The 24,177-nt window shown below is 63.5% G+C and carries 23 protein-coding genes; 16 read left to right on the plus strand and 7 right to left on the minus strand.

Going from position 1 to position 24,177, the window contains the following annotated elements:
* The first annotated feature begins 47 nt into the window (after window positions 1-47).
* From DL1_RS13265 to DL1_RS13320, 12 genes are all read left to right on the plus strand, one after another.
* Window positions 48-914 (plus strand): branched-chain amino acid aminotransferase, encoded by an 867-nt coding sequence (locus DL1_RS13265; RefSeq protein ID WP_038067125.1) that lies wholly within the window; start codon window positions 48-50, stop codon window positions 912-914.
* 65 nt (window positions 915-979) lie between these two features.
* Entirely contained in the window at window positions 980-1,435 is a 456-nt protein-coding gene (locus tag DL1_RS13270) for a universal stress protein (RefSeq protein WP_038067259.1), read from the plus strand.
* An 87-nt stretch (window positions 1,436-1,522) separates the two neighbouring features.
* A complete protein-coding gene (locus DL1_RS13275) occupies window positions 1,523-2,083 on the plus strand; it encodes a NifU family protein (RefSeq protein WP_038067128.1) in 561 nt (186 codons plus the stop codon).
* On the plus strand, window positions 2,076-2,729 hold the full coding sequence (gene tsaB / locus DL1_RS13280; RefSeq protein ID WP_038067129.1) for a tRNA (adenosine(37)-N6)-threonylcarbamoyltransferase complex dimerization subunit type 1 TsaB: 654 nt from the start codon (window positions 2,076-2,078) through the stop codon (window positions 2,727-2,729). The genes DL1_RS13275 and tsaB overlap by 8 nt, the downstream gene beginning before the upstream one ends.
* Window positions 2,729-3,154, plus strand: coding sequence for a ribosomal protein S18-alanine N-acetyltransferase (rimI, locus tag DL1_RS13285; RefSeq protein WP_038067131.1), 426 nt, complete (start codon window positions 2,729-2,731; stop codon window positions 3,152-3,154). Before tsaB ends, rimI begins: the two co-directional genes overlap by 1 nt.
* A 155-nt stretch (window positions 3,155-3,309) precedes the next feature.
* Window positions 3,310-4,299: a BMP family lipoprotein gene (locus tag DL1_RS13290; protein ID WP_038067133.1), complete on the plus strand. Its 990-nt coding sequence runs from the start codon at window positions 3,310-3,312 to the stop codon at window positions 4,297-4,299.
* Entirely contained in the window at window positions 4,299-5,900 is a 1,602-nt protein-coding gene (locus DL1_RS13295; protein ID WP_081856345.1) for an ABC transporter ATP-binding protein, read from the plus strand. The genes DL1_RS13290 and DL1_RS13295 overlap by 1 nt, the downstream gene beginning before the upstream one ends.
* Entirely contained in the window at window positions 5,900-6,997 is a 1,098-nt protein-coding gene (locus tag DL1_RS13300; RefSeq protein WP_038067136.1) for an ABC transporter permease, read from the plus strand. Before DL1_RS13295 ends, DL1_RS13300 begins: the two co-directional genes overlap by 1 nt.
* Before the next feature lie 3 nt (window positions 6,998-7,000).
* Window positions 7,001-7,966 (plus strand): ABC transporter permease, encoded by a 966-nt coding sequence (locus DL1_RS13305; RefSeq protein WP_038067138.1) that lies wholly within the window; start codon window positions 7,001-7,003, stop codon window positions 7,964-7,966.
* Complete coding sequence (locus DL1_RS13310) at window positions 7,950-8,750, plus strand: purine-nucleoside phosphorylase (RefSeq protein ID WP_038067140.1); 801 nt, start codon at window positions 7,950-7,952, stop codon at window positions 8,748-8,750. Before DL1_RS13305 ends, DL1_RS13310 begins: the two co-directional genes overlap by 17 nt.
* Window positions 8,751-8,827: 77 nt before the next feature.
* A complete protein-coding gene (locus tag DL1_RS13315; RefSeq protein WP_038067142.1) occupies window positions 8,828-9,745 on the plus strand; it encodes a sulfite exporter TauE/SafE family protein in 918 nt (305 codons plus the stop codon).
* Entirely contained in the window at window positions 9,742-10,545 is an 804-nt protein-coding gene (locus tag DL1_RS13320; RefSeq protein WP_051693550.1) for a TIGR02186 family protein, read from the plus strand. The genes DL1_RS13315 and DL1_RS13320 overlap by 4 nt, the downstream gene beginning before the upstream one ends.
* Before the next feature lie 8 nt (window positions 10,546-10,553).
* Here the strand turns inward: DL1_RS13320 and DL1_RS13325 are convergent, their stop codons facing one another.
* Both DL1_RS13325 and DL1_RS13330 read right to left on the minus strand, forming a co-directional pair.
* The gene (locus tag DL1_RS13325; protein ID WP_038067265.1) at window positions 10,554-12,098 is read right to left on the minus strand and encodes an ATP-dependent DNA helicase; all 1,545 of its coding nucleotides are present in this window, start codon (window positions 12,096-12,098) and stop codon (window positions 10,554-10,556) included.
* A gap of 162 nt (window positions 12,099-12,260) precedes the next feature.
* Entirely contained in the window at window positions 12,261-14,234 is a 1,974-nt protein-coding gene (locus DL1_RS13330; protein WP_038067144.1) for a protein meaA, read from the minus strand.
* Between the two features lie 287 nt (window positions 14,235-14,521).
* Between DL1_RS13330 and ccrA the strand changes: the two genes are divergently transcribed.
* Window positions 14,522-15,814: a crotonyl-CoA carboxylase/reductase gene (gene ccrA / locus DL1_RS13335; RefSeq protein ID WP_038067147.1), complete on the plus strand. Its 1,293-nt coding sequence runs from the start codon at window positions 14,522-14,524 to the stop codon at window positions 15,812-15,814.
* A gap of 80 nt (window positions 15,815-15,894) precedes the next feature.
* On the opposite strand, the gene DL1_RS13340 is transcribed toward ccrA, so the two are convergent.
* From DL1_RS13340 to DL1_RS13350, 3 genes are all read right to left on the minus strand, one after another.
* Window positions 15,895-16,677, minus strand: a complete 783-nt coding sequence (locus DL1_RS13340; RefSeq protein WP_038067149.1) for an ATP-binding cassette domain-containing protein — start codon at window positions 16,675-16,677, stop codon at window positions 15,895-15,897.
* A complete protein-coding gene (locus tag DL1_RS13345) occupies window positions 16,674-17,747 on the minus strand; it encodes an ABC transporter permease (protein WP_425441839.1) in 1,074 nt (357 codons plus the stop codon). Before DL1_RS13345 ends, DL1_RS13340 begins: the two co-directional genes overlap by 4 nt.
* 97 nt (window positions 17,748-17,844) lie before the next feature.
* On the minus strand, window positions 17,845-18,855 hold the full coding sequence (locus DL1_RS13350) for a sugar ABC transporter substrate-binding protein (protein ID WP_038067268.1): 1,011 nt from the start codon (window positions 18,853-18,855) through the stop codon (window positions 17,845-17,847).
* Between the two features lie 176 nt (window positions 18,856-19,031).
* Between DL1_RS13350 and DL1_RS13355 the strand changes: the two genes are divergently transcribed.
* Entirely contained in the window at window positions 19,032-20,246 is a 1,215-nt protein-coding gene (locus DL1_RS13355) for an ROK family transcriptional regulator (protein ID WP_342726154.1), read from the plus strand.
* Between the two features lie 7 nt (window positions 20,247-20,253).
* On the opposite strand, the gene DL1_RS13360 is transcribed toward DL1_RS13355, so the two are convergent.
* Window positions 20,254-21,627, minus strand: coding sequence for a sensor histidine kinase (locus DL1_RS13360; RefSeq protein WP_038067157.1), 1,374 nt, complete (start codon window positions 21,625-21,627; stop codon window positions 20,254-20,256).
* Entirely contained in the window at window positions 21,624-22,295 is a 672-nt protein-coding gene (locus tag DL1_RS13365; protein WP_038067160.1) for a winged helix-turn-helix domain-containing protein, read from the minus strand. Before DL1_RS13365 ends, DL1_RS13360 begins: the two co-directional genes overlap by 4 nt.
* Before the next feature lie 178 nt (window positions 22,296-22,473).
* Between DL1_RS13365 and DL1_RS13370 the strand changes: the two genes are divergently transcribed.
* On the plus strand, window positions 22,474-23,625 hold the full coding sequence (locus tag DL1_RS13370) for a Do family serine endopeptidase (protein ID WP_038067164.1): 1,152 nt from the start codon (window positions 22,474-22,476) through the stop codon (window positions 23,623-23,625).
* Between the two features lie 194 nt (window positions 23,626-23,819).
* Window positions 23,820-24,083: a glycine zipper domain-containing protein gene (locus DL1_RS13375; RefSeq protein WP_038067166.1), complete on the plus strand. Its 264-nt coding sequence runs from the start codon at window positions 23,820-23,822 to the stop codon at window positions 24,081-24,083.
* The last annotated feature ends 94 nt before the right edge of the window (window positions 24,084-24,177 follow it).

Here is a 24,177-nt window from a genome sequence, read left to right on the forward strand (position 1 = left end):
ACGGCCTGCGCGCGGTGGTTCTCTCCGCCCAGATTTGGAGGCGACCGATGGCATTTGGCACAAATATCCGCACATGGTTCGAAGGCGAGTGGCACGAGGGCGACATTCCCGTCATGCGCGCAGCCGATCACGGGCTTTGGCAGGGCAGCTCTGTCTTTGATGGCGCGCGGCTGTTCGACGGGCTGGTGCCCGATCTCGATCTGCACTGCGCGCGGGTCAACCGCTCGGCGGATGCGCTGATGATCACGCCGACGCTTGAACCCCAGACGATTGTCGAAATCGCCCGCGAGGGTCTGCGCAAATATCCCAAGGGGGCGGCCGTCTATGTCCGCCCGATGTATTGGGCCGTGGCGGGCTCGGATCTGGGCGTGGCCCCGATGCGCGGCGAGACCCGGTTCGCGCTGTGCCTCGAAGAGGTTGCGATGCCCGATCCCGAAGCGGCCACGACGCTGACCACCACGCAATTCCGCCGCCCCGTGCTGGCCGATAACGTCTGTAACGCCAAGGCCGGGTGCCTCTATCCCAACAATGCCCGGATGCTGGTCGAGGCGCAGGCCAAGGGGTTCGGCAATGCACTGGTGCAGGATGCTCAGGGCAATGTCGCCGAAAGCGCCACGGCCAATATCTTCATGGCGCGCGATGGCGAGATCTTCACCCCGATCGCCAATGGCACCTTTCTGGCCGGGATCACCCGCGCCCGCCATATCGCGAACCTGCGGAGCGCCGGGTTCAAGGTGCATGAGGCGGTGCTTACGCTGGCCGATTTCCACGCCGCCGACGAGGTCTTCCTGTCGGGCAACTTTGCCAAGGTCACCCCGGTCGCGGCCTTTGAGGATACGCGCTTCGAGATCGGTCCCATCACCCGCGCCGCGCGCGAAAGCTACTGGGACTGGGCGCTTGGGGCCCCGCTTTGAGCGAGGTTGCCAAAGCGTCCGACACGCGCGATGATCCCGCGACAGGCGCAGGCCACGGAGGCAAGATGCGGAAGTTTCTGGTTGTCCTCGATGACACGCGCGAGTGTCTCAACGCGATGCGGTTCGCGGCGATGCGCGCCAGCCATACCGGCGGCGGCGTGATGATTTTGTCGGTCATTCCGCCCGACGAGTATCAGCACTGGATCGGCGTGGCCGAGATCATGCGCGACGAGGCCCGCGAGCGGATCGAGGCGCATTTCGAAGTCTTTGCCAAATGGATGCGCGACCGTCAGGGCGTCGAGCCCGAGTTGCTGATCCGGGAGGGCGAGCCTGCCGCCGAGATCCTCAACGTGATCCAGGAGAACACCGATATCGGCGTGCTGGTGCTCGGGGCCGGGACCGGAAAGGGCGGCCCGGGGCCGCTGGTGAGCCAGATGACGAAACAGGCGGGCTCCCTGCCCTGCCCGCTGACCGTGGTGCCCGGCGAGATGTCGAAGGAAAAGCTCGAGCAGATCACCTGAGCCCGCACGGATCTGTGTCCTGCCCCCGCTATACTTGATTCATTCGCTCGGAAGGCGCATATGAAACGCAAGCCAAGGAGGCACGCGATGTTTATTCAGACCGAGACAACCCCGAACCCCGCGACGCTCAAGTTCCTGCCGGGCCAGACCGTGCTCGAGATGGGCACCGCAGATTTTCCGACGCCTGAGTCGGCTGTGAAATCGCCACTCGCCGCACGGGTCTTTGCCGTGCCGGGCGTGACCGGCGTGTTTTTCGGCTCGGATTTCGTGACCGTCACCAAGGAAGACGCCACTTCGTGGGACCATGCGAAACCCGCGATCCTCGGCGCGATCATGGAGCATTTCCAGTCCGGCGCCCCGGTAATCGAGGGCGAGGCAGCCCCCTCGGGCCATGCCGAGCATGACGGCGAGGACGGCGCGATCGTCCACCAGATCAAAGAGCTGCTCGATACCCGGGTGCGCCCGGCGGTAGCTCAGGATGGTGGCGATATCACGTTCCACGGCTTTGAACGCGGCGTGGTTTATCTGCATATGCAAGGCGCCTGCGCGGGCTGCCCCAGCTCGACCCTGACGCTCAAGATGGGCATCGAGAACCTGCTGCGCCACTACATCCCCGAAGTCACCGAGGTGCGTCCGGTCAATGCCTGACGCGCTGATCCTCGGCTTCGACACATCGGCCTCGCATTGCGGGGCCGCTTTGTTGTCGGGCGACCGCTGCATCGCGGCCCGCCACGAAGAGATGAGCCGGGGACAGGCAGAGCGGTTGATGCCGATGCTCGAAGAGGTGCTAGCCGAGGCCGGGATCGGCTGGCGCGATCTGGCACGGATCGGCGTGGGCATCGGACCGGGTAATTTTACCGGCGTGCGGATCGCGGTTTCGGCGGCGCGCGGGCTGGCGCTCAGCCTTGGGATTCCGGCAATTGGCGTGTCGGTCCTCGATGCGCTGAGCGCGGATAGCAGTGGCCCGGTGCTTGCGGCCAGTGCCGCGCCGCGCGGGCGGGCCTATCTGCAGGGCTACCGGATGGCCGCGCCCGTGACGCTGGAGCTATGTGCGCTGGACGCGCTCGATCCCGATTGGGCCGAGCCGGACCTGACCTGCATCGGGTCCGCAGCCGCAGAGGTGGCGCAGGTGCTCGGGGCGAAGGTGGCCCCTGCCGCCCATGCCCCCGCCGAAGCCGTCGCCCGGATCGCCGCGCTCCGCGAGGTGGTGCCCGGCACGCGCCCGGCCCCGCTCTACCTGCGGGCCGCCGATGCCGCGCCGCCCTCGGACCCGCCGCCGGTGATCCTCGACTGATGGGCCCCGAAGACCTTTCCCGGCTGCATGCCGCCTGTTTCACGACGCCGCGCCCGTGGAGCGCTGCGGAATTTGCCGATTTTCTGGCGCAGGATGGTGTGTTCTTGGTGCAGGAGCCGGGCGGGTTTCTGCTGGGCCGGGTGATCGTGGATGAGGCCGAGCTGCTCACGCTGGCCGTCGATCCCGCGCAGCGCCGCCGCGGCATCGCGCGCCGCCTGATGGCGCAATTCGTCGCGCAGTGCCAAACCCGCAATGTTTGCTCGGCCTTCCTGGAAGTCTCCGAGACCAATGCCGCGGCGCGCGCGCTTTACGTCGCGACGGGATGGCAAGAATCGGGGCGTCGCCGCGCCTATTACCGCACGCCCGAAGGGGTGCCGCAGGATGCTGTTGTCATGGGACTGCCTCTGGGATCGGCGGCGGGCTGACCAATCAATCAAATTTGTAGCCCTCCCTTGCGTCAGTTAGTGATTGTCGCTTGACCCTCATGGCAAGCTCTGCCCAAATCCGTAGGTCCGCGCGCCATGACGAAGGCCGCGCTAAACAGGCCAACCGAATAGGCCGTAATGACTGGGAGTGATCCATGACCTTATTCAAACAGTTCCTCGGCGCCGCCGCCACGCTCGCGCTGAGCGCTGGTGCTGCACTCGCCGAACCCGCCGTGATCTATGACCTTGGTGGCAAATACGACAAGAGCTTCAACGAGGCGGCTTACAACGGCGCGAAACGCTGGGCCGAAGAAACCGGCGGGAAGTACAAGGAACTGGAGATGCAATCGGAGGCCCAGCGTGAGCAAGCGTTGCGCAAGCTGGCTGAATCCGGTGCCAACCCGATCGTGATGACGGGCTTTGCCTTTGGCGACACGCTCAATCAGGTCGCCCCCGACTACCCGGACACGAAATTCGCGATCATCGATATGGTCGTCGATCAGCCCAACGTGGAATCGATCGTCTTCAAGGAAGAGCAAGGCTCCTACCTTGTCGGCCTGATGGCGGGCATGGCCTCGAAAACCGGCACCGTGGGCTTCGTCGGCGGTATGGATATCCCGCTGATCCGCAAGTTCGCCTGCGGCTATGTACAGGGCGTGAAAGCGGCCAACCCGGACGCCAAGGTCATCGAGAACATGACCGGCACCACCCCGGCTGCTTGGAATGACCCGGTGAAGGGCGGCGAGATCGCCAAGGCCCAGATCAGCCAAGGCGCGGATGTGATCTACGCAGCCGCCGGCGGCACCGGTATCGGCGTTCTGCAGGCCGCAACCGATGGCGGCGCTCTGGGGATCGGTGTCGATTCCAACCAGAACTACCTGCATCCGGGCAAGATCCTGACCTCGATGCTCAAGCGCGTCGACACGGCTGTCGATGAGGCGTTTAAGGCCGGGCCGGACCTCAAGCCGGGCATCAAAGTCATGGGCCTGTCCGATGATGGCGTGGGCGTTGCGCTCGACGACAATAACAAGTCGCTCGTGACCCCGGCGATGCTGAAAGCCGTGGATCAAGCCAAGGCCGACATCATTTCGGGCAAGATCAAAGTGCACGACTACATGTCGGATGACAGCTGCCCGGTCGAGTAATGCAGGCAGATCAAAACACCACGAAAGCGGGGCGGCAGGCAACTGCCGCCCCTGCCGCTAAAAGCGTAGCGACGCCCACGGGCGCGCCTGCAATCGAGCTCAAGGGCATCTCGAAAGCCTTCGGCACGGTGCAGGCCAATAAAGACATTTCGATCCGGGTCATGCCCGGTACGATCCATGGCATCATCGGTGAGAACGGTGCTGGAAAATCCACCCTGATGTCGATCCTCTACGGGTTCTACAAGGCGGATGCAGGCGAGATCTGGATCAAGGGCAAGCACACCCAGATCCCCGACAGTCAGGCCGCGATCTCTGCCGGGATCGGGATGGTGTTCCAGCATTTCAAACTGGTGCAGAATTTCACTGTGCTCGAGAATATCATTCTGGGCGCGGAAGATGGGGCATTGCTGCGCCCGTCGCTGAACAAGGCGCGGCGGGAACTCAAGCGGCTGGCCGAGGAATATGAGCTCAACGTCGATCCCGACGAGAAAATCGAAGAGCTGTCGGTCGGACATCAGCAGCGCGTGGAGATCCTCAAGGCGCTCTACCGTCAGGCCGATATCCTGATCCTTGACGAGCCCACGGGCGTTTTGACCCCCGACGAGGCCGATCACCTGTTCCGCATCCTTAATCACCTCAAGGATGAGGGGAAGACGATCATCCTGATCACCCACAAGCTGCGCGAGATCATGGAGACGACCGACACGGTGAGTGTGATGCGGCGTGGCGAGATGACCGCGACCGTGAGCACCTCCGAGACCAGCCCCGAGCATCTGGCCGAGCTGATGGTGGGGCGCAAGGTCCTTCTCAATGTCGCCAAGACCAAGGCCAATCCGGGCAGGACGGTGCTGGAGATCGAGAACCTGAAAGTCCGCGACGAAGACGGCGTCGAGCGGCTGCGGGGCATCAATCTGCAAATTCGCGCAGGCGAGATCCTTGGGATCGCCGGGGTTTCGGGCAATGGTCAGTCAGAGCTTCTCGAAGTGCTGGGCGGCTTTGCCAACGGGACCGGCACGATCCGGCTCAATGGCGAAGAGCTTGACCTTACGGGCAAACATTCCGACGGCCAGTCGCGCCGGGCCAAGGGGATCGCCCATGTGCCCGAAGATCGCCACCACCTTGGCCTGATCCTCGATTTCGCGGCTTGGGAAAACATGGTCTTCGGCTATCATTCCGATCCGGCCTACCAGAAGAACAGGCTGGTGATGGATAACGCGGGCATCACCGCGCATACGCAAGAGGCGATGAACCGCTTCGATGTGCGCCCGCCGATCCCGACCCTGCCTGCGAAAAGCTTCTCGGGCGGCAATCAGCAAAAGATCGTTCTTGCGCGCGAAATCGAGCGCAATCCCGATCTGCTGCTGGTGGGCCAGCCCACGCGCGGCGTCGATATCGGCGCGATCGAGTTCATCCATAAGCGCATCGTGGAGCTGCGCGACCAAGGCGCCGCGATCTTGCTGGTCTCGGTCGAGCTGGACGAGATCCGCGCGCTTTCGGATCGGATCGCGGTGATGTTCGACGGTCAGATCATGGGCGAGCGCGCCCCCGAAGACACCGATGAGAAAGAGCTGGGACTGATGATGGCAGGGGTGGTGAAGTAATGGAAAAGACCCCGAAGTGGATCGACGTTGCGTTGATCCCCCTGCTCAACCTGCTGATTGCTTTTGTCATTTCCGGCATCGTGGTCTTGCTGATCGGCGAGAACCCGATTGAGGCGATCCGCGTGATGGTCGATGGCTCTCTGGGCTCGCCCTATGGCTGGGGCTACACGCTCTATTACGCGACCAACTTCATCTTCACCGGGCTTGCGGTGGCCGTGGCCTATCACGCCAGCCAGTTCAATATCGGCGGCGAGGGTCAGGCCACGCTGGGCGGGCTTGGTGTGGCGCTGGTGCTGCTGATGGTGCCGTGGCCGAATTGGTATCTCGCGCTGATCGGCGCGATGATCGGCGGCGCGGTGTTCGGGGCGGCCTGGGCCGCGATCCCGGCCTATCTGCAAGCCAAGCGCGGCAGCCATATCGTGATCACCACGATCATGTTCAATTTCATCGCGGCATCGCTGCTCAATTACATGCTGGTCAATGTGCTGCGTCCGCGCGGCTCGATGGACCCGGCGACGGCGCGTTTTCCCGCAGCCACCCATCTGCCGACCTTCCACGACATGCCGCTGATCGGTCAGTTCTTCGGCAAATCCGTGCCCGCGAACGTCTCCTTCTTCATCGCGATCGTCGCGTGTTTTCTGGTCTGGGGGCTGATCTGGCGCACCCGGCTGGGCTTTGCGATCCGCGCCTTTGGCCGCTCCGAGCCCGCCGCGCGCTATGCAGGCATCTCGCCGGTCAAGATCGTAATGGCGGCGATGCTGATCTCGGGCGCGCTGGCCGGTCTGATGGCGACCAACAACGTCATGGGCGAGGCGCATCGCCTTGTGCTCAACTCCGTCGAGGGCGCGGGCTTCATCGGCATCGCGGTGGCACTTATGGGCCGCAACCACCCGTTTGGCGTATTCCTCGCCGCGCTTTTGTTCGGCTTTCTCTATCAGGGCGGCGGTGAACTGGCGCTGGAGACATCGATCCCGCGTGAGTTGATTACCGTGATTCAGGCACTGGTGATCTTGTTCACGGGCGCGTTCGACAACATGCTGCGCGGCCCGATCGAGCAATTTTTCGTCGCCCGCGCCAACGCCCGGAAGGAGGCCTGATCCATGGATTTCGCAACCATAGTCGAGCTTCTCGATAGCGCGGTGCGCCTTGGCACGCCGCTACTTCTGGCCTGCCTTGCGGGTCTGTTTTCCGAACGCGCTGGCATTTTCGACATCGGGCTTGAAGGCAAGATGCTGATGGCGGCCTTTTTCTCGGGCGCCGTGGCCGCGGTCACCGGCTCAGCTTGGCTCGGGCTGATGGCGGGCGTCGGCGGGGCGCTGAGCCTCTCACTCGTCCACGGGATGGCCTCGATCACCTTCCGGGGCAATCAGTTGATCTCCGGGGTTGCGGTGAATTTCCTCGCCTCGGGCTTCACGGTGCTGATCGCGCAGAGCTGGTTCCATCAAGGCGGGCGCACGCCGCAGCTCTCTGGCTCGGGCCGGTTCGAGCCGATCACCCTTCCGGGGGCCGAGGCCGTCAAGGACGTGCCGGTGATCGGGCAGCTCTATGACAACCTGCTCTCAGGCCATTCGATCCTTGTCTATGTCGCCTTCGCGATGGTGCCGCTGACATGGTGGGTGCTGTTTCGCACCCGCTTCGGGCTGCGGCTGCGCGCGGTGGGCGAAAACCCGGAATCGGTGGACACCGCCGGTATCTCAGTGGTCCGGCTGCGCTACACGGCGGTTGCGATCACCGGCGTTCTCTCGGGGCTGGCAGGCACCTATCTGGCGACCGGGCTTGCGGCGGGCTTTGTGAAAGAGATGACCGCCGGGCGCGGCTATATCGCTCTTGCCGCGCTGATCTTTGCCAAGTGGCGCCCCGTTCCCGCGTTGGGGGCCACGATGCTCTTTGGCCTGCTGGAGGCGATCTCGAACCGCTATCCCAATATCGACCTTGGCGTTGTGAACCTGCCGATCCAGTTCATGCAGGCCGTGCCCTATATCCTGACCGTGATCATTCTTGCCGGATTCATCGGCAAGGCGATCCCGCCGCGTGCCGGAGGACAACCTTATGTCAAAGAGCGCTGAGCTTGCCGATCTGATCCGCGCGAAGGCAGGCGTGGAGCCGCCCGCGCTCGGGCTGATCCTCGGGTCGGGCCTTGGCCATCTGGCCGAAGAGGTCGAGGGCGTGGCAGTCCCCTACTCGGATCTGCCGGGCTTTCCGCATGCGGGCGTCTCGGGACACAACCCCAAGCTGGTGATCGGCACGCTGGAAGGGGTCCGGGTCGCAGTGTTCGGCGGGCGGGTGCATTACTACGAGCATGGCAATCCTGCCGAGATGCGGCTGCCGCTCGAGATCCTGCGCGAGCTGGGCTGCGAGCAGCTTTTGCTGACCAATGCCGCCGGAAGCCTGCGCGAGGATATCGCGCCGGGCGGGCTGATGATGCTGAGCGATCACATCAACTTCTCGGGCAACAATCCCCTGATCGGCGAACCCTCGGATGCGCGGTTCGTGCCGCTGACCGAGGCGCATGATCCGCAGATCCGCGCAGGTCTTGCCGCAGCCGCCAAGGCGGAGGGGATCGACCTGCCCGAAGGCGTCTATTGCTGGTTCTCCGGCCCCTGTTTTGAGACCCCCGCCGAGATCCGTGCGGCGCGGATCTTCGGGGCGGATGCGCTCGGTATGTCCACCGTTCCCGAAGTGATCCTCGCACGGTTCCTCGGGCTGCGGGTCGCGGCGGTGTCGGTGATCACCAATATGGGCGCGGGCATGGCGGACGAGCAGATCAGCCACGAGCAGACCAAGGCGATCGCCCCCATGGGCGCGGCCAAGCTCGAACGGGTTTTGCGACGATATCTGCAACAGTTGTGATCGCGTCCGACGCCGGGGTTTGACAGACCGACCGAGCAAGGGCAAACAGGAAAGACCCGCTCTAGCAGGTGTGCCGCATGCAGATCTACCTGCCCATCGCCGAAGTCTCGGTCAATATGTTCACCCTGCTGGGCCTCGGCGGCATTGTCGGCCTGCTCTCGGGTCTGTTCGGGGTGGGCGGCGGCTTTCTGATCACCCCGCTTTTGTTTTTCATCGGCATCCCACCTGCGGTGGCCGTGGCCACCGGTGCCAATCAGGTCGTGGCCTCGTCCGTGTCGGGCGTGCTCGCACAGCTCAAGCGCAAGGCGGTGGACATCCCGATGGGTCTGGTGCTGCTGGTGGGCGGCTTGCTGGGATCGGCCAGCGGGATCTATGTGTTCAACCTGCTCACCCGGCTGGGCCAGATCGATCTTGCGGTCCAGCTTTGCTATGTCGTGTTTCTGGGCGGCATCGGCGTGCTGATGTTTCTCGAATCCCTGCGCACGATGCGGCGGCAACGCACGGGCGGCGTGCGCAAAAAGCGCAATCCGCATAGCTGGGCGCATAAACTGCCCTTCAAGTTCAAGTTTCGTGCCTCGGGCCTCTATATCTCGGTGATCCCGCCGCTTCTGGTCGGGGTTCTGGTAGGCGTGCTCGCGGCGATCATGGGGGTGGGCGGCGGCTTCATCATGGTGCCTGCGATGATCTACCTGCTGCACATGCCCACCAAGGTCGTGATCGGCACCTCGCTGTTTCAGATCCTGTTCGTGTCGGCCTTCACGACGCTGATGCATGCCATCACCAACCAGACCGTCGACGTGATGCTGGCGCTGCTGCTGATCGCAGGCGGGGTCGTGGGCGCGCAGATCGGCTCGCGCATGGGGGCCAAGCTGAAGGCCGAGCAGCTCCGCATCCTGCTGGCGCTGCTGGTGATCGTCGTCGCGCTGAAACTTGGGGCGGATCTGGTGATCACGCCGCATGATATTTACTCCATCGCAAGCGGGGGGCACGCATGATCCGCGCCCTGATCGCCCTAAGCGCCGTGCTGCTGACGGCCATGCCGCTTTGCGCGCAGGTCGCGGCCGGGACCGAGACGGCCCCGGCCAAACCGCCCGAGCAGATCGTGGCGGGGCTGAGCCGGGACAATATCGGGATCACCACCTCGTTTGACGGGTCGCAGATCCTGATCTACGGCGCGATCAAGCGGCAAGCGCCCGAACCCGAAGATCAGAAACTCGCGGTGATTGTGACGCTCGAAGGCCCGCTCGGCCCGGTCCTGATCCGGCGCAAATCGCGTGAGTTCGGGATCTGGGTCAACACCGCTTCGGTGGGCGTGGCCTCGGCGCCGAGCTATTACGCCGTGGCGACCTCTGGGCCGCTCGACCAGATCCTCGACCGCCGAGTCGATGTGCAGCAGCGGATTTCGGTCCCGATGGCGATGCGGGCCTTCTCGGGCCCGCTTCTGGTGCAAAACACCCAACCGTTCACGCAAGCCATGATCCGTATCCGCGAACGTCAGGGGCTTTATCAGCTTGAAACGGGCGGTGTGCGGCTCGTGGAAAACACACTGTTTCGCGCCGATTTTTCGTTGCCCGCCAACCTGACCGAGGGCGAATACAAGACCCGAATCTTCCTTTTGCGCGACGGCAAGCTGGTCGATCAGTATCAATCCGCGATCAGCGTGAACAAGGTCGGGCTGGAGCGCTGGCTCTATATGCTCTCGCATCAACACGCGGCGCTTTACGGGCTGCTGTCGCTTGCGGTGGCCGTGATCGCGGGCTGGGCGGCGGCGGCCATCTTCCGCTTTATCCGCTAGCGCGGGCTTCAGCCTTCGCGAACCTCTGCTTCGAGCTTGAGCGCGCCACCGCCTTTGGGCAGATCGTCGATCGAGAGCGGTGCTGCGGGTTTGCCCAAGCGCGCCCGGATCACCCAATGCAGCCTGTGCTGCGCACGGGTGATCGCGACATAGGCCAGACGTTTCCAGAGCGGGATGCCCGCCTCCGTCCGCCCCGCGCGGTAGGCGGCGTAGATGTCGGGTGCAAAGACCTGCACATCGGGCCATTGGCTGCCCTGCGCCTTGTGGATCGTGACCGCCGCGCCATGCAGGAAGGTGGCCCCCATCCGGGCGGCGAAGGGGATGAAAGGTTCTTCCAGTTCGGGCATCTCGATCTTGACGATGGAGGCCGCCGAAAGCCGCGGATCCTCGGCCCCCATCACGTGAAGCCGCGAGAAGCCCGGTTTTTTGCCCGGCCCCAGATAGACCACCTGCGCGCCCTTGATCAGGCCCCGCGCCTCCAGATCGATCCGCTTCTTGCGATGTTTGGCGGGCAGCTCGATCCCGTCGCAAATCAGCGGCTCGCCCGGCAGCATCATATCGGACGGCGCGCTATGGGCGGTGCGAAACGCATGGATCAGCCGGATCCGCGTCGCATTGCGCCAGACCAGAACCGGCGAGCGGGCCATCAGGTCGCATTCCACCCGCTCGGCCCAAACCACGCGGTCATCGCGGGCTGCGGCCTCTTGCACGGCGCGCTCGAAAGCCTCGAAGCCCACGCTCTCATCGCCCAGCATATGCGCGAGATCGAGGATCGGGTTGTCCTCGGCCTGACGGTGAATGCGGTGCAACACATGCTTGCTTTTGTCGGGCAGGCGCTCGAACACCATCTCGCCCGATTGGTTCACCGGAGCGAGCTGCGCGGGATCGCCAAACAACACCAGCGTCGGGAAGATTTCCTTGAGGTCATCGAATTGCCGCTCGTCGAGCATCGAGGCCTCATCGACGAACCCGATATCGAGCGGATCTTCGCGCCGTTTCCAGCCCCGAATGAAATCCGAGCCGCGCAGCCCCGCCGAGGCCAGCGCCCCGGGGATCGACTTTTGAAGATCGTAGAACGCCTTGGCCCGGTCGAGCGCCTCTTCGGTGAGCCCCGTGATCTGCAATTGCGTGATATCGGGGCGGCTGCCCTGCCCCGTCAGCCATTCCGCGATCTGCTCATATTCCGGGTCATAGACCGGAGTGTAGAGGATGCGGTGGATCGTGGTCGCAGGCACGCCGCGATTGCGCAGCACCGAGGCCGCTTTGTTGGTCGGCGCGAGGATCGCCAGAGTGCGCCGCTCGCGCTTGCGCTTGCCTTCGAAATCGCCGGACACCAGATCGAGCCCCGCCGCCTCGAGCGCCTTGTAAAGCTCGGCCAGCAGCAAGGTCTTGCCCGACCCCGCCTTGCCGATCACCGACAGCACCCGGCTGCCACCGCCTTCGGGCTGCAAATGGCCCTCGAGAATGTCGACGCCGGCCTCTTCAAGCGCTGCGGCTACGGCATCCCAGGCTTCGGCCTGATCGTCGGAAAACTGGATCGCTGAATGTGTCATGGCGCGACCATAACGGTGCCCCTTGGCGGGCGGAAGTGCCAAAGCCCATGCCGCGAAGAGATCCGACGCGGCGGAGCCTCCGGCGGGGATATTTTCATCAAGAGGAAGACGGCAGGACGAGCGGGCGCGCCGTCCGACAGGGCTTGCCGGACGGCGCGCGGATCAGGCGGCGGCCTCTTCGGGCGTGGCCAGCGCCACGATATCCATCATGATCCGGTTCAACTCGAAATCCTTGGGCGTATAGACGCGGGCCACGCCAAGCGCGCGCAGCCGGGTCGCATCCTCTTCGGGAATGATGCCGCCCACCACGACCGGGATATCCGCAAGCCCCGCCTGTTTCATCCGTGCCATCAGGTCTTCGATCAGCGGCAGGTGGCTGCCTGAGAGGATCGAGAGCCCGACGACATGGGCCTGATCTTCGATGGCCTTTGCCACGATCTGCTCGGGCGTGAGGCGAATGCCGTCATAGGTGATGTCCATGCCGCAATCGCGCGCGCGCACCGCGATCTGCTCGGCGCCGTTGGAATGTCCGTCGAGGCCGGGTTTGCCGACGAGGAATTTCAGTCGGCGGCCCAACCGGGTGGAGACCGCATCGACCGCCTCGCGGATCGTATCGAGCCCCTCGGTCTGGTTCGAGGGATTGCGCGACACACCGGTCGGGCCGCGATATTCGCCATGGACCGCGCGCATGATGTCGGCCCATTCGCCGGTGGTGACCCCGGCGCGTGCCGCAGCGATTGAGGCGGGCATGATGTTGCGGCCCGCGCGGGCATCGGCGCGGAGCGTCTCAAGCGCGGCATTGACCTCTTGCGTGTCGCGGCTGGCGCGCCAAACCGCCAGCCTGCCAATCTGCTCGGCCTCCACCGCCGGATCGACCACCATGATCCCGCCATCGCCTGCTGTGAGCGGCGAGGGCTCGCCCTCCTGCCAGCGATTGACGCCCACGACGATGGTTTGCTCCGCCTCGATCCGCCCCAGCCGCGCGGCGTTGCTGTCGACCAGACGGGCCTTCATGTAATCGATCGCGGCAATCGCGCCGCCCATCCCGTCCAGCGCGTCCAGCTCGGCGCGCGCACCGGCTTTGAGCGCCTCGACCTTCGCAGTCACGGCCGGGTTGCCCTCGAACAGATCGTCAAATTCCAGCAGATCGGTCTCATAGGCCATGATCTGCTGCATCCGAAGCGACCACTGCTGATCCCATGGGCGCGGCAGGCCAAGCGCCTCGTTCCAAGCGGGCAGTTGCACGGCGCGGGCGCGGGCGTTCTTGCTCAGCGTCACGGCCAACATCTCGATCAGGATGCGGTAGACGTTGTTTTCGGGCTGTTGCTCGGTCAGGCCCAGCGAGTTGACCTGCACCCCGTAGCGGAAGCGGCGGTATTTCGCATCTTCGATCCCGTAGCGCTCGGCGGTGATCTCGTCCCACAGCTCGGTGAAGGCGCGCATCTTGCAGAGCTCGGTGACGAATCGGATGCCTGCATTCACGAAGAAGGAAATCCGGCCCACCATGGCCGGGAAGGCCTCGGGCGGGACCTTGCCCTTGAGATCGTCGAGCACCGCAATCGCCGTCGCCAAGGCGAAGGAGAGCTCCTGCTCGGGCGTCGCTCCGGCCTCTTGCAGGTGGTAGGAACACACGTTCATCGGGTTCCATTTCGGCAGATGCTCGCGCGTATAGGCCGCGACATCGGTGATCATCGCGAGGCTTGGCTTGGGCGGGCAGATATAGGTGCCGCGCGAGAGATATTCCTTCACCAGATCATTTTGCACCGTGCCCTGCAGCGCGCGCACATCCGCGCCTTGCTCTTCGGCCACGGCGATATAGAGCGACAGCAGCCAAGGTGCGGTGGCATTGATCGTCATCGATGTGTTCATCTGATCCAGAGGGATCTCGTCGAACAGCGCGCGCATATCGCCCAGATGGCAGACCGGCACGCCGACCTTGCCGACCTCCCCGCGTGACAGGATGTGATCGCTGTCATAGCCGGTCTGGGTGGGCAGATCGAAGGCCACCGAGAGGCCAGTCTGCCCGCGGGCGAGGTTGGCGCGGTAGAGCGCATTGGAGGCCTTTGCCGTGGAATGGCCGGCATAGGTGCGAAACAGCCAGGGGCGGTCCTTGGCGGGAGTTGCATCTTGGGTCATGGCGTCCTCCGACGACGAAAACTGACAGCGCAATAAAATTGCGCAACAACCGTCATATATTGAGCTTTGTGTCTCTGTCAATTCGCCGCACTGCGGCGGGGGCGGCTTTTTGATCGCGCGACAGAGATCTGTAGTAAAATCAGGCATACGACGTGGCATCACAAAACCAGAGGGACATAAAATTACAAAGTAGTCACCAAAAACTATTGTAAAATTACTCTTTGATACGTATCCCTCAGACAATCACCGCCCGATTCTGCGACGCGGCATAAAGACAGGAGAGAGCCATGGCCCTTGACCACAACACTGGGATCGCGCCCTACGACGCCCCCGAGAAAGAGCTGTATGAGATCGGTGAAATGCCGCCGCTCGGCTATGTCCCGCCCAAGATGTATGCATGGGCGATCCGGCGCGAGCGTCATGGCGAGCCCGAACAGAGCTTCGAGGTCGAAGTTGTCGACACTTGGGAGATCGACAGCCAAGAAGTGCTGGTGCTCGTGATGGCGGCAGGCGTCAATTATAACGGCGTCTGGGCGGGGCTCGGCGTGCCGATCTCTCCCTTCGACGGGCATAAGCAGCCCTATCACATCGCGGGTTCGGATGCGTCAGGCATCGTGTGGAAAGTGGGCGACAAGGTCACCCGCTGGAAAGTCGGCGACGAGGTCGTGATCCATTGCAATCAGGATGATGGCGACGATGAGGAGTGCAATGGCGGCGACCCGATGTTCTCGCCCAGCCAGCGGATCTGGGGCTATGAGACGCCCGACGGCTCGTTTGCGCAGTTCACCCGCGTGCAGGCCCAGCAGCTCATGCCGCGTCCCAAGCACCTGACCTGGGAGGAATCCGCCTGCTACACGCTGACGCTCGCCACCGCCTATCGGATGCTCTTCGGCCATCACCCGCATGAGCTGAAACCGGGGCAGAACGTGCTGGTCTGGGGCGCCTCGGGGGGGCTTGGCTCCTATGCGATCCAGCTGGCCAACACGGCAGGCGCGAATGCAATCGGCGTGATCTCGGACGAAAGCAAGCGCCAGTTCGTGATGGATCAGGGCGCAAAGGGCGTGATCAACCGCAAGGACTTCAATTGTTGGGGGCAGCTGCCCACGGTCAACACGCCGGAATATAACGAGTGGCTCAAAGAGGCGCGCAAGTTCGGCAAGGCGATCTGGGAGATCACCGGCAAGGGCGTGAGCGTTGACATGGTCTTCGAACATCCCGGCGAGGCGACCTTCCCGGTCTCGACCTTGGTGGTCAAGAAGGGTGGGATCGTGGTGATCTGCGCGGGCACCTCCGGGTTCAACTGCACTTTCGATGTGCGCTACATGTGGATGCATCAAAAGCGCCTTCAGGGCTCGCATTTCGCCAATCTCAAACAGGCGTCTTCGGCCAACCGGCTGATGGTGGAGCGGCGCCTCGATCCCTGCATGTCCGAGGTGTTTCCCTGGGCAGAGATCCCGCAGGCCCATACGATGATGCTGCGCAATGCCCATAAGCCGGGCAATATGGCGGTGCTGGTGCAGGCGCCCCGCGCCGGTCTGCGCACCTTCGAGGATACGCTGGAGGCCGGTCCCCGCGGCTGACGCATCGGGATTGGCACTGCTGAAAGACAAAACGCCCGGCTTCAAAGCCGGGCGTTTCTCTGTGGAATGCGGGCGTGGAGTTAAGCCGCCTCGCCCAGATCGTCGGGAAGTTTCGCGCCGGTCATATAGGCCACCGCATCCGACATCGAATGCTTCTTCGGGTCGATCACGCAAAGCCGTTTACCGAGGCGATGGACGTGAATACGGTCGGCCACCTCGAACACATGCGGCATGTTATGCGAGATCAGGATGATCGGAACACCGTTCGATTTCAGCTCTTGGATCAGCTTGAGCACCTGACGGCTTTCCTTCACGCCCAGCGCCGCCGTCGGCTCGTCCATGATGATCACCTTGGAGCCGAACGCCGCCGCACGGGCCACGGCCACACCCTGACGCTGACCGCCCGAGAGTGTCTCGACCGGCTGATCGATATTCTGGATCGTCATCAGCCCCAGATCGTTGAGCTTTTCGCGCGCAAAGCTCCGCATCGCCGGTTTGTCGAGCATGCGCAGCCATTTGCCCGCCACGCCCGGTTTGCGCAGTTCGCGCCCCACGAACATGTTGTCGACAATCGAGAGCGCCGGAGACAAAGCGAGCGTCTGGTAAACGGTAGCGATGCCCGCATCCTGCGCCTCAAGCGGGCTTTTGAAATGGACCGGCTTGTCATTGAGCCGGATCTCGCCCTCGTCGATCTGGACAGCGCCCGAGAGCGCCTTGATCAGTGAGGATTTCCCCGCCCCGTTATCGCCGATCACCGCAAGGATCTCGCCGGGATAAAGGTCGAAGTCGCAGTGATCGAGCGCCGTGACGCGGCCATAGCGTTTGACCAGACCGCGTGCGGTAAGAATGGGTTCGCGTTTCATGCCGACACCTTTCTGATCCATTGGTCGATTGCGACCGCGATGATGATAAGCCAGCCGATTGCGAAGACCTGCCAGAGCACGTCGACATCCGCGAGGCGCAGCCCCGACTGGAACACGCCCACGATCAGCGCGCCAAACAGCGCCCCCATGATCGAGCCGCGCCCGCCGAAGAGGGAGATGCCGCCAATCACCACAGCGGTGATCGAGTGCAGGTTGGCCTCGTAGAAGGCCTGCGGAGAGATCGAGCCCACCCGGCCAATCGACGCCCAAGCGGCGATCGCACAGACCAGCCCTGCCAGCGCATAGATCGACAGCAGCGTGCGATCGGTGCGAATCCCGGCCAGTTCGGCGGCCTCTTTGTCATCGCCCACCGCGTAGACGTGACGCCCCCATGCGGTCTTGTTGAGCATGTACCACAGCACCAGAAACACCAGCACCATCAGCACCGAGCCATAGGTCAGCCGCGCATTGCCAACCGTGATCGTGTTGCCAAAGAACTTGAGCAAGGCCGCGTTGCTGTCGATATCTTGCGAGCGGATCGACTGTGCGCCCGAAAGCCACAGGTTGAGCGCGAAGAAGATCGACCACGTGCCCAGCGTCGTGATGAAGGGCGGCAACTTGACCTTGGTGACGAGAAACCCGTTCATCAGACCGGCGCAGGCGCCGCCAACAAAAGCCACCAGCAGCGCCAGCGGCGCGGGCACGCCGTGATACACGGCAAGATTGCCTGCGATCACCGACATCAGCACCATGATCGCGGCCACTGACAGATCGATCCCAGCCGTCAGGATGATCAGCGATTGGGCGGCGGCGAGAATCCCGATGATCGAGACCTGCTGCATGATCAAGGTGAGGTTGAAGGCCGAGAAGAACTTGCCTCCCGCGATCAGCCCGAAGACGGCGACAGAAATCAGCAGCACAATCACCGGCACCATCGTCGGGTTGCCGTGCAATACGTGCTGGATCGTGCCGAGCGGGCCACGCTTGCGCGCCTCGAATGCCGCGACCGATTTGTCGCTCTTGTCGAGATCGCGCTCGAAGGATTGTCCGCCGGGTTCTGTTTGGGTCATGTCCGACATCCTTTATCTCCAATAGGAACCGGCCTGTGCCGGCTGCGAAAACAGAAGGGGCCGCGCATGGCGGCCCCTTCGGGTCGTCATGCAGATCTTAGCCCCAGCAGCGCTTGAGGCCCTCTTCCGAGGTGATCGACTCGATGCCGTCGACCGGCTGATCGGTCACCAGCTCCACGCCGGTGTTGAAGAAATCCAAGCCTTTGGAGTTCGTAGGCTTGGTGCCATCCTTGGCGAATGCGGCAATCGCCTCGACGCCCTTGGAGGCCATCAGCAGCGGGAATTGCATCGAGGTCGCACCGATGATGCCTTCCTTGACGTTCTCCACGCCCGGGCAGCCGCCATCGACCGAAACGATCAGCGCCTGCTTCTCAAGACCGACGGCCTTGAGCGCCTCATAGGCACCAGCGGCTGCGGGCTCGTTGATCGTGTAGACGAGGTTGACGCCCGGATCCTTCTGGAGAAGGTTCTCCATCGCGGTGCGGCCACCCTCTTCGTTGCCGTTGGTCACATCATGACCGACGATGCGGGAGTCGTCCTCGTCACCGATTTTCTTGGGATCTTTGATGTCGATGCCAAAGCCCTTCATGAAGCCCTGATCGCGCAGGTAATCCACCGAAACCTGGCTGGGGTTGAGGTCGAGCAGCGCGATCTTCGCATCCGCCGCCTTGTCGCCCATCTTGGCCTTGGCCCATTCGCCGATCAGCTCACCAGCCTTGAAGTTGTCGGTGGCGAAGGTCGCATCGGCAGTATCGGCGGGCTCGAAGGGGGTGTCGAGTGCGATGACGAGCGCCCCGGCCTTGCGGGCCTGCGTGACCGAAGGTGCCAGAGCACGGCTGTCGGAGGGCGTGATCAGGATCCCTTTCGCACCGGCTGCGATGCAGCTTTCAACCGCAGCGATCTGGCTTTCGACATCGCCGTCCAGCTTGCCGGCATAGGTGTTGAGCTTGATGCCCAGCTCCTTGGCCTTGGCCTGAGCGCCTTCCTTCATCTTGACGAAGAAGGGGTTTGTGTCGGTTTTGGTGATCAGGCAAGCGGTGGTTTCCGCCCAAGCGCCACTGGCAGCCATCGTCAGAGCGGTCGCGCCGAGAATCAGCGTTTTCTTCATCATAATCAGTCTCCTCCCAAGAGATCTCCTGCCGGACATCGCCGGCCTCGTGAACAAAAGTGACCCGAATCATACCGGCCAGTCAATAGATAAATCACTCTGATTTATTAATTGACGAAACTGACCGACCGCGCCATTGTAGATAGATCGGCGCAACACGCCGGAGGGAGAGGCCCGTGAACAGAGCGACCCAAGAGACCGGATCAACCGGAATGGCGCTGCCCAAAATGGGCTCTGACCATACGGCCATGCGCAACCATAACGAGCGTCTGGTCCTGTCGATCATTCGCCATAAAGGCGCTTTGGCCAAATCCGAAATCGCGCGGCTCACGGGGCTTTCGGCGCAGACCGTCTCGGTGATCATGCGCGCGCTTGAGACCGAAGGCCTCTTGCTCAAATGCGATCCGGTGCGCGGCAAAGTGGGGCAACCGACCGTTCCGATGCGGCTCAATCCCGAGGGCGGGTATTTTCTTGGGCTCAAGGTGGGGCGGCGCCGCAGCGAGTTGATGCTGATCGATTTTCTGGGACAGCCGCGCGCAAGCCGCGTTGCGCGTCACGATTATCCGACGCCCGATGACACCGTCGCCTTCGCACGCCGCGCGGTGCAAGAGATCCTCGCCGAAATGAAGCCGCGCAGGCGCGCACGGGTCTTTGGCATGGGGATCGGCGCTCCGTTCCAGATGTGGGACTGGGGGACGGCGCTGGGGCTGCCTCCTACAGCGATGAGCGGCTGGCGCAGACGCGACATCCGGGCCGAGCTGGAGGCCGAATTTCCGTGGCCTGTCCTGCTGGAGAATGACGCCTCGGCTGCGTGCAATGCCGAGCTTCTGCATGCCGATGAAGAGCTTCCGCGCCATTTCATCTACGCCTTCCTTGGCTTCTTCGTGGGCGGCGGGCTGGTGATGAACGCCTCGCTCGTCACCGGGTCGCGTGGCAATGCGGGCGCGCTGGCTTCGATGCCGGTGCCCGATGGAAAAGGTGGTCAGGTCCAGCTTCTGGACGTGGCCTCTCTCTCCGGACTGGAGGCTCGGCTGCGCGCGCAGGGGCAGGATTCCGAGTTTCTCTGGGAATCGCGCGAGAATTGGTCGGTGCCGCCGTATATCCTCGATCCGTGGATGGAGGGGGCCGCCAAAGGGCTTGCGCATATTGCGGCCTCGGCCGGGGCGCTGTGCGATCTGGAAGCCGTGGTGATTGATGGCTGGATGCCCGATGCGCTGCGGGCGCGCCTTGTCGCGCAGACCCGCGACGCGCTTGCCGGGATGAACCATTCGGGGATGATTGCGCCGCGCGTGCTGGAAGGCCATGCCGGGGCCGATGCCCGCGCGATTGGGGCCGCGAGCCTGCCGCTGGCGGCGCGCTTCCTCACCGAATTCGACCTCAAAGACAGTTAAGATCAGCTTAGACCCGGGGAAACCCCAGCGTTACGACTAGGCCCGGCGCATTGTCCGAAAGAGTCAGTTGCGCGTCGTGCAACCCGGCCACCGCGTCGACCAGCGCCAATCCGAGCCCGTTGCCCGGCGTCGTGCGCGAGTGCTCCAGCCGGTAGAGCCGTTGCAGCACCTGCCCGCGCTCGGCCTCGGGAATGCCCGGCCCGCGATCGCGCACGCGCAGCTCAACAAGCTCGTCCCGCGCGACAACCTCGACCGTGATCTGCGGCGCATCGCCTGCGTGACGGATCGCGTTCTCGATCAGATTCGAGAGCATCTGGCCCAGCAGGCTGCGATCACCCAGCACCATCATGCTGCCGCTGGGACGCTTCGCCAATGCGATCTGGCCGCCTGCCTCCTCTGCGCTGGCCGCATAAAGCTCGGTGATATCGCCGGCCAATGCGCCCAGATCGACCGGCGTGAAGCGGTTCTTCGGGCTCCCCCCCTCGATTTGCGCGATCTGCAGCAGCGCGTGGAACACCGCGACCGCCCCCTCAGCCTCTGCATTGGCCCGCGCCGCCAACTGCCGGGCCTCCGAGCCCTCGGGCAGCTCGGTTTGCAACTGCGACAGCAAGACCGAGATCCGCTGCATCGGCGTTTTGAGATCATGCGCGATATCGGCCGAGACCTGCCGCAGCGCCTCGACCGTCGATTCCTGCGTCGCCGCCATCACATTGAGCCGCGCGCCGATCCGCGCCAAATCATCGCCGCGCGCCGCCCGGATCGCCGACCGGGCCACGCGCGCATCCAGCCGCCCCTCGGTCAGCGCATCGAGCGTGTCCTCGATCACGCTCACCCGGCGGCGCGTGCGCATCCCCGCCCAAGCACCATAAGCGGCAGAGACCAGCACCGAAGGCACGAAGGAAAAGATCAGGATCGCAAGGAAGGTCGATGTCAGCTCGGCAATCGGGGCCTGGCTCTCACCGATCACCAGAAATCCGCCCGCGAGCGGCATCACCAGAGTGAAATAGCCATGTTGCGAGAGCGCGGGGAAATCGGGGTTGCGCCCGATCACCCATTGCCCGGATTTGCGCACGACATGAACATTGCCAACCTGCCGCCCATCCGCCAGCACGAAGGCAATCGCGCGCTCGGCCGGATCGGCGGCACGCGCCTCGGCCGAGACAATCACCGAGAGCGTCTCGGGATTGGCGGCCACCTGAAACACCGCCGTTTGTTGCTTGAGATCGGCGCGGATCGAATCCTCGCTCGAAGAGCGCAGCGCCACATAGGCAAATCCAAGCGTGACCAGCAGGATCGCGAAAACCAGCGCCATCAGCCCCAGCGCCTGTCGCAACGGCGTCGAGGCCAGAATAGCGGCCCGGTTCAACCGCCAGCGCCTCATCCCTCGATCCGGTAGCCCGCGCCGCGCACGGTGTGGATCAGATCGCGCTCAAAGGGCTTATCCACCTTGTTGCGCAGCCGCGAAATATGAGTCTCGACCACATTGGTCTGCGGATCGAAATTGAGATCCCAGACCCCTTCCAGCAGCATCGTGCGGGTCTGCACCCGGCCCTTGCGACGCAGCAGGAACTCCAGCAGGGCAAATTCGCGCGGCAAAAGGTCGATCTCTTGGCCTGCGCGGGTCACCCGGCGCGAGATCAGATCCATCCGCAAATCGCCCGCCTCCAGCACGACCTGCTCGGCCTGCGCCTGCGGACGGCGGGCAAGCGCTGCCAGCCGGGCAGACAGCTCGCCAAAGGCGAAGGGCTTGACGAGATAGTCATCGGCACCCGCGTTGAGCCCTTCAATCCGGTCATCGACCCCGCCAATCGCGGTCAGAAAGATCACCGGCGTGGTGATCTTGGCGGCACGTACGGCGCGCACGACCGACAGACCGTCCAGCTCGGGCAGCATGCGGTCGGCGATCATCACATCATATTCGCCCGCCAGCGCCTGCGCGAGACCGTCGCGACCATTGGTCAGCGCGTCGACCGTGTGCCCCTCTTCGCGCAGCCCTTTGGACACGTAATCCGAGGTGGTCGCGTCATCTTCGATCAGCAAAATCTTCATCGGCCTCTTTCCTTGTCTCGCATCCTAGATGGCCTCACGTGCAAGGCAAGTCACGCCCTGATCCCCTTAAGGTGAAAAGAATAACATCACTGCAACCTTCCCGCAGAGTCCCCGACAGGCTTGGCCCTCACATAGGATGCAATCGGTTAATACGCACACCAGTCTCAAGGAGATACGAATGCAAGAGATCCGCAAACCCCACCTGCTGCGCACCCTCGCGGCCACTGCAATGCTTGGCGCGGGCTCGATCGCTACAACGGGGATCATTGCCGCTCCCACCATCGCCTCGGCGCAAGCTCTCACAAACACGGTCGATCTTGTGAAACAGGTGATGCCCGCTGTCGTCACGATCGAGATCAAGAAAAAGGCGGATGATCAGGAAATGGCCCAGATGGGCATGCCCCAGGATTTCCCGTTCCAGTTCTTCTCGCGCCGCTTCGGCATGCCCGGGGATCAGGACGGTCCGGATCAACAGATGCAACGCCCCGAGATCACCGGGCTCGGCACCGGCTTCATCATCGAGAAAGACGGCTATATCGTTACCAACGCGCATGTCGTGGACGGTGCGGAAAGCGTGAAGGTCACGTTCTCGGACGGCACCAGCGAGGATGCGAAGGTGATCGGCGAGGACAAGGCCACCGACATCGCGCTGATCAAGGTCAAGACCGACAAGGATCTCACCACCGTGGGCTTTGGCGATTCCGACAAAGTGCAGGTCGGCGAGCCGGTTGTGGCGATCGGCAACCCGTTCGGTCTGGGCACTTCGGTCTCGGCGGGCATCGTCTCTGCGCTCGGGCGCGATCTGAACTCGGGTCCGTTCGACAACTACATCCAGACGGACGCGGCTATCAACAAAGGCAACTCGGGCGGTCCGCTGTTTGACGCAGAGGGCAAGGTCATCGGGATGAACTCCGCGATCATCTCGCCCACGGGTGGCTCGGTCGGCATCGGCTTCTCGGTTCCCTCGGACACGATCAAGACCGTTGTGCAGGATCTGCAAAACGGCGGCTCCGTGAAGCGCGGCTTCCTCGGCGTGGGCATCCAGCCGGTTAGCGCGGATATCGCAGCGGCACTGGGCCTCGACAAACCCGAAGGCGTGCTGGTCGCCAATGTCAGCGACGACACCCCGGCGCAGAAAGCGGGCCTGAAACGCGGCGATATCATCGTGGCTGTTGACGGCAAGCCGATGAAAACGCCCCGCGATCTGACCCGCGCCATCGGTTCGGACAACCCCGGCACGACGGTCCAGCTCTCGCTGCTGCGCGCCAACAAGCCGCTCACGCTCTCGGTGACTCTCGAGACCCGTCCGTCGCCGAAAACCAAGAGCTAATCCCAAACGGGAAGGCCTAATCGAGCAGAGTAGAGCGCCCGGGGCCACTGGCTTCGGGCGTTTCTTATATCCCGGCACAGCAAAACTCCGCCGCGCGCTCACGCAAACGGGAACCATTACTGAAGAACTTTTGGAACCCCGTGACCAGACGGCACGTTGAGCGCTCAGAATGAAAAACCTGGGAGAGACCAATCATGAAAAAACTTCTTCTCGTTCTGCCGCTCGTCACCGGTGTTGCTGCTTGCCAAATGACGCCTGAGAACCAGTCGGCCCTGACCGGCGGTGTCGCGGGCGCCGCACTCGGCGCTGCCGTGTCCAAAGACGGCAAACGTGCCGAAGGCGCAGCCCTTGGTGCCGCCGCAGGTACCGTTGCGGGCGCCGTGATCGGCCGTGCCAACCAGCCGGGCCAGTGCCGCTATCGTGACCAGTATGGCCGCGAGTATATCGCTCCGTGCTAAGCTGACCGCGCGCGCCGCCTGATAGGCGGTGTGACGACATCATCTTTTCGAGACTGGTAACCCTCGAACCGACCGCCCGGGCCTGTATGTCCGG

Origin of the sequence: Thioclava dalianensis, from assembly GCF_000715505.1 — a bacterium.
GTDB classification, from domain to species: Bacteria; Pseudomonadota; Alphaproteobacteria; order Rhodobacterales; family Rhodobacteraceae; genus Thioclava; species Thioclava dalianensis.

Coding starts and splice junctions, on each gene's coding strand:
- DL1_RS13265 (WP_038067125.1), top strand. CDS start 48: ATGGCATTTGGCACAAATATCCGCACATGGTTCGAAGGCGAGTGGCAC.
- DL1_RS13270 (WP_038067259.1), top strand. CDS start 980: ATGCGGAAGTTTCTGGTTGTCCTCGATGACACGCGCGAGTGTCTCAAC.
- DL1_RS13275 (WP_038067128.1), top strand. CDS start 1,523: ATGTTTATTCAGACCGAGACAACCCCGAACCCCGCGACGCTCAAGTTC.
- tsaB (WP_038067129.1), top strand. CDS start 2,076: ATGCCTGACGCGCTGATCCTCGGCTTCGACACATCGGCCTCGCATTGC.
- rimI (WP_038067131.1), top strand. CDS start 2,729: ATGGGCCCCGAAGACCTTTCCCGGCTGCATGCCGCCTGTTTCACGACG.
- DL1_RS13290 (WP_038067133.1), top strand. CDS start 3,310: ATGACCTTATTCAAACAGTTCCTCGGCGCCGCCGCCACGCTCGCGCTG.
- DL1_RS13295 (WP_081856345.1), top strand. CDS start 4,299: ATGCAGGCAGATCAAAACACCACGAAAGCGGGGCGGCAGGCAACTGCC.
- DL1_RS13300 (WP_038067136.1), top strand. CDS start 5,900: ATGGAAAAGACCCCGAAGTGGATCGACGTTGCGTTGATCCCCCTGCTC.
- DL1_RS13305 (WP_038067138.1), top strand. CDS start 7,001: ATGGATTTCGCAACCATAGTCGAGCTTCTCGATAGCGCGGTGCGCCTT.
- DL1_RS13310 (WP_038067140.1), top strand. CDS start 7,950: ATGTCAAAGAGCGCTGAGCTTGCCGATCTGATCCGCGCGAAGGCAGGC.
- DL1_RS13315 (WP_038067142.1), top strand. CDS start 8,828: ATGCAGATCTACCTGCCCATCGCCGAAGTCTCGGTCAATATGTTCACC.
- DL1_RS13320 (WP_051693550.1), top strand. CDS start 9,742: ATGATCCGCGCCCTGATCGCCCTAAGCGCCGTGCTGCTGACGGCCATG.
- DL1_RS13325 (WP_038067265.1), bottom strand. CDS start 12,098: ATGACACATTCAGCGATCCAGTTTTCCGACGATCAGGCCGAAGCCTGG.
- DL1_RS13330 (WP_038067144.1), bottom strand. CDS start 14,234: ATGACCCAAGATGCAACTCCCGCCAAGGACCGCCCCTGGCTGTTTCGC.
- ccrA (WP_038067147.1), top strand. CDS start 14,522: ATGGCCCTTGACCACAACACTGGGATCGCGCCCTACGACGCCCCCGAG.
- DL1_RS13340 (WP_038067149.1), bottom strand. CDS start 16,677: ATGAAACGCGAACCCATTCTTACCGCACGCGGTCTGGTCAAACGCTAT.
- DL1_RS13345 (WP_425441839.1), bottom strand. CDS start 17,747: ATGACCCAAACAGAACCCGGCGGACAATCCTTCGAGCGCGATCTCGAC.
- DL1_RS13350 (WP_038067268.1), bottom strand. CDS start 18,855: ATGAAGAAAACGCTGATTCTCGGCGCGACCGCTCTGACGATGGCTGCC.
- DL1_RS13360 (WP_038067157.1), bottom strand. CDS start 21,627: ATGAGGCGCTGGCGGTTGAACCGGGCCGCTATTCTGGCCTCGACGCCG.
- DL1_RS13365 (WP_038067160.1), bottom strand. CDS start 22,295: ATGAAGATTTTGCTGATCGAAGATGACGCGACCACCTCGGATTACGTG.
- DL1_RS13370 (WP_038067164.1), top strand. CDS start 22,474: ATGCAAGAGATCCGCAAACCCCACCTGCTGCGCACCCTCGCGGCCACT.
- DL1_RS13375 (WP_038067166.1), top strand. CDS start 23,820: ATGAAAAAACTTCTTCTCGTTCTGCCGCTCGTCACCGGTGTTGCTGCT.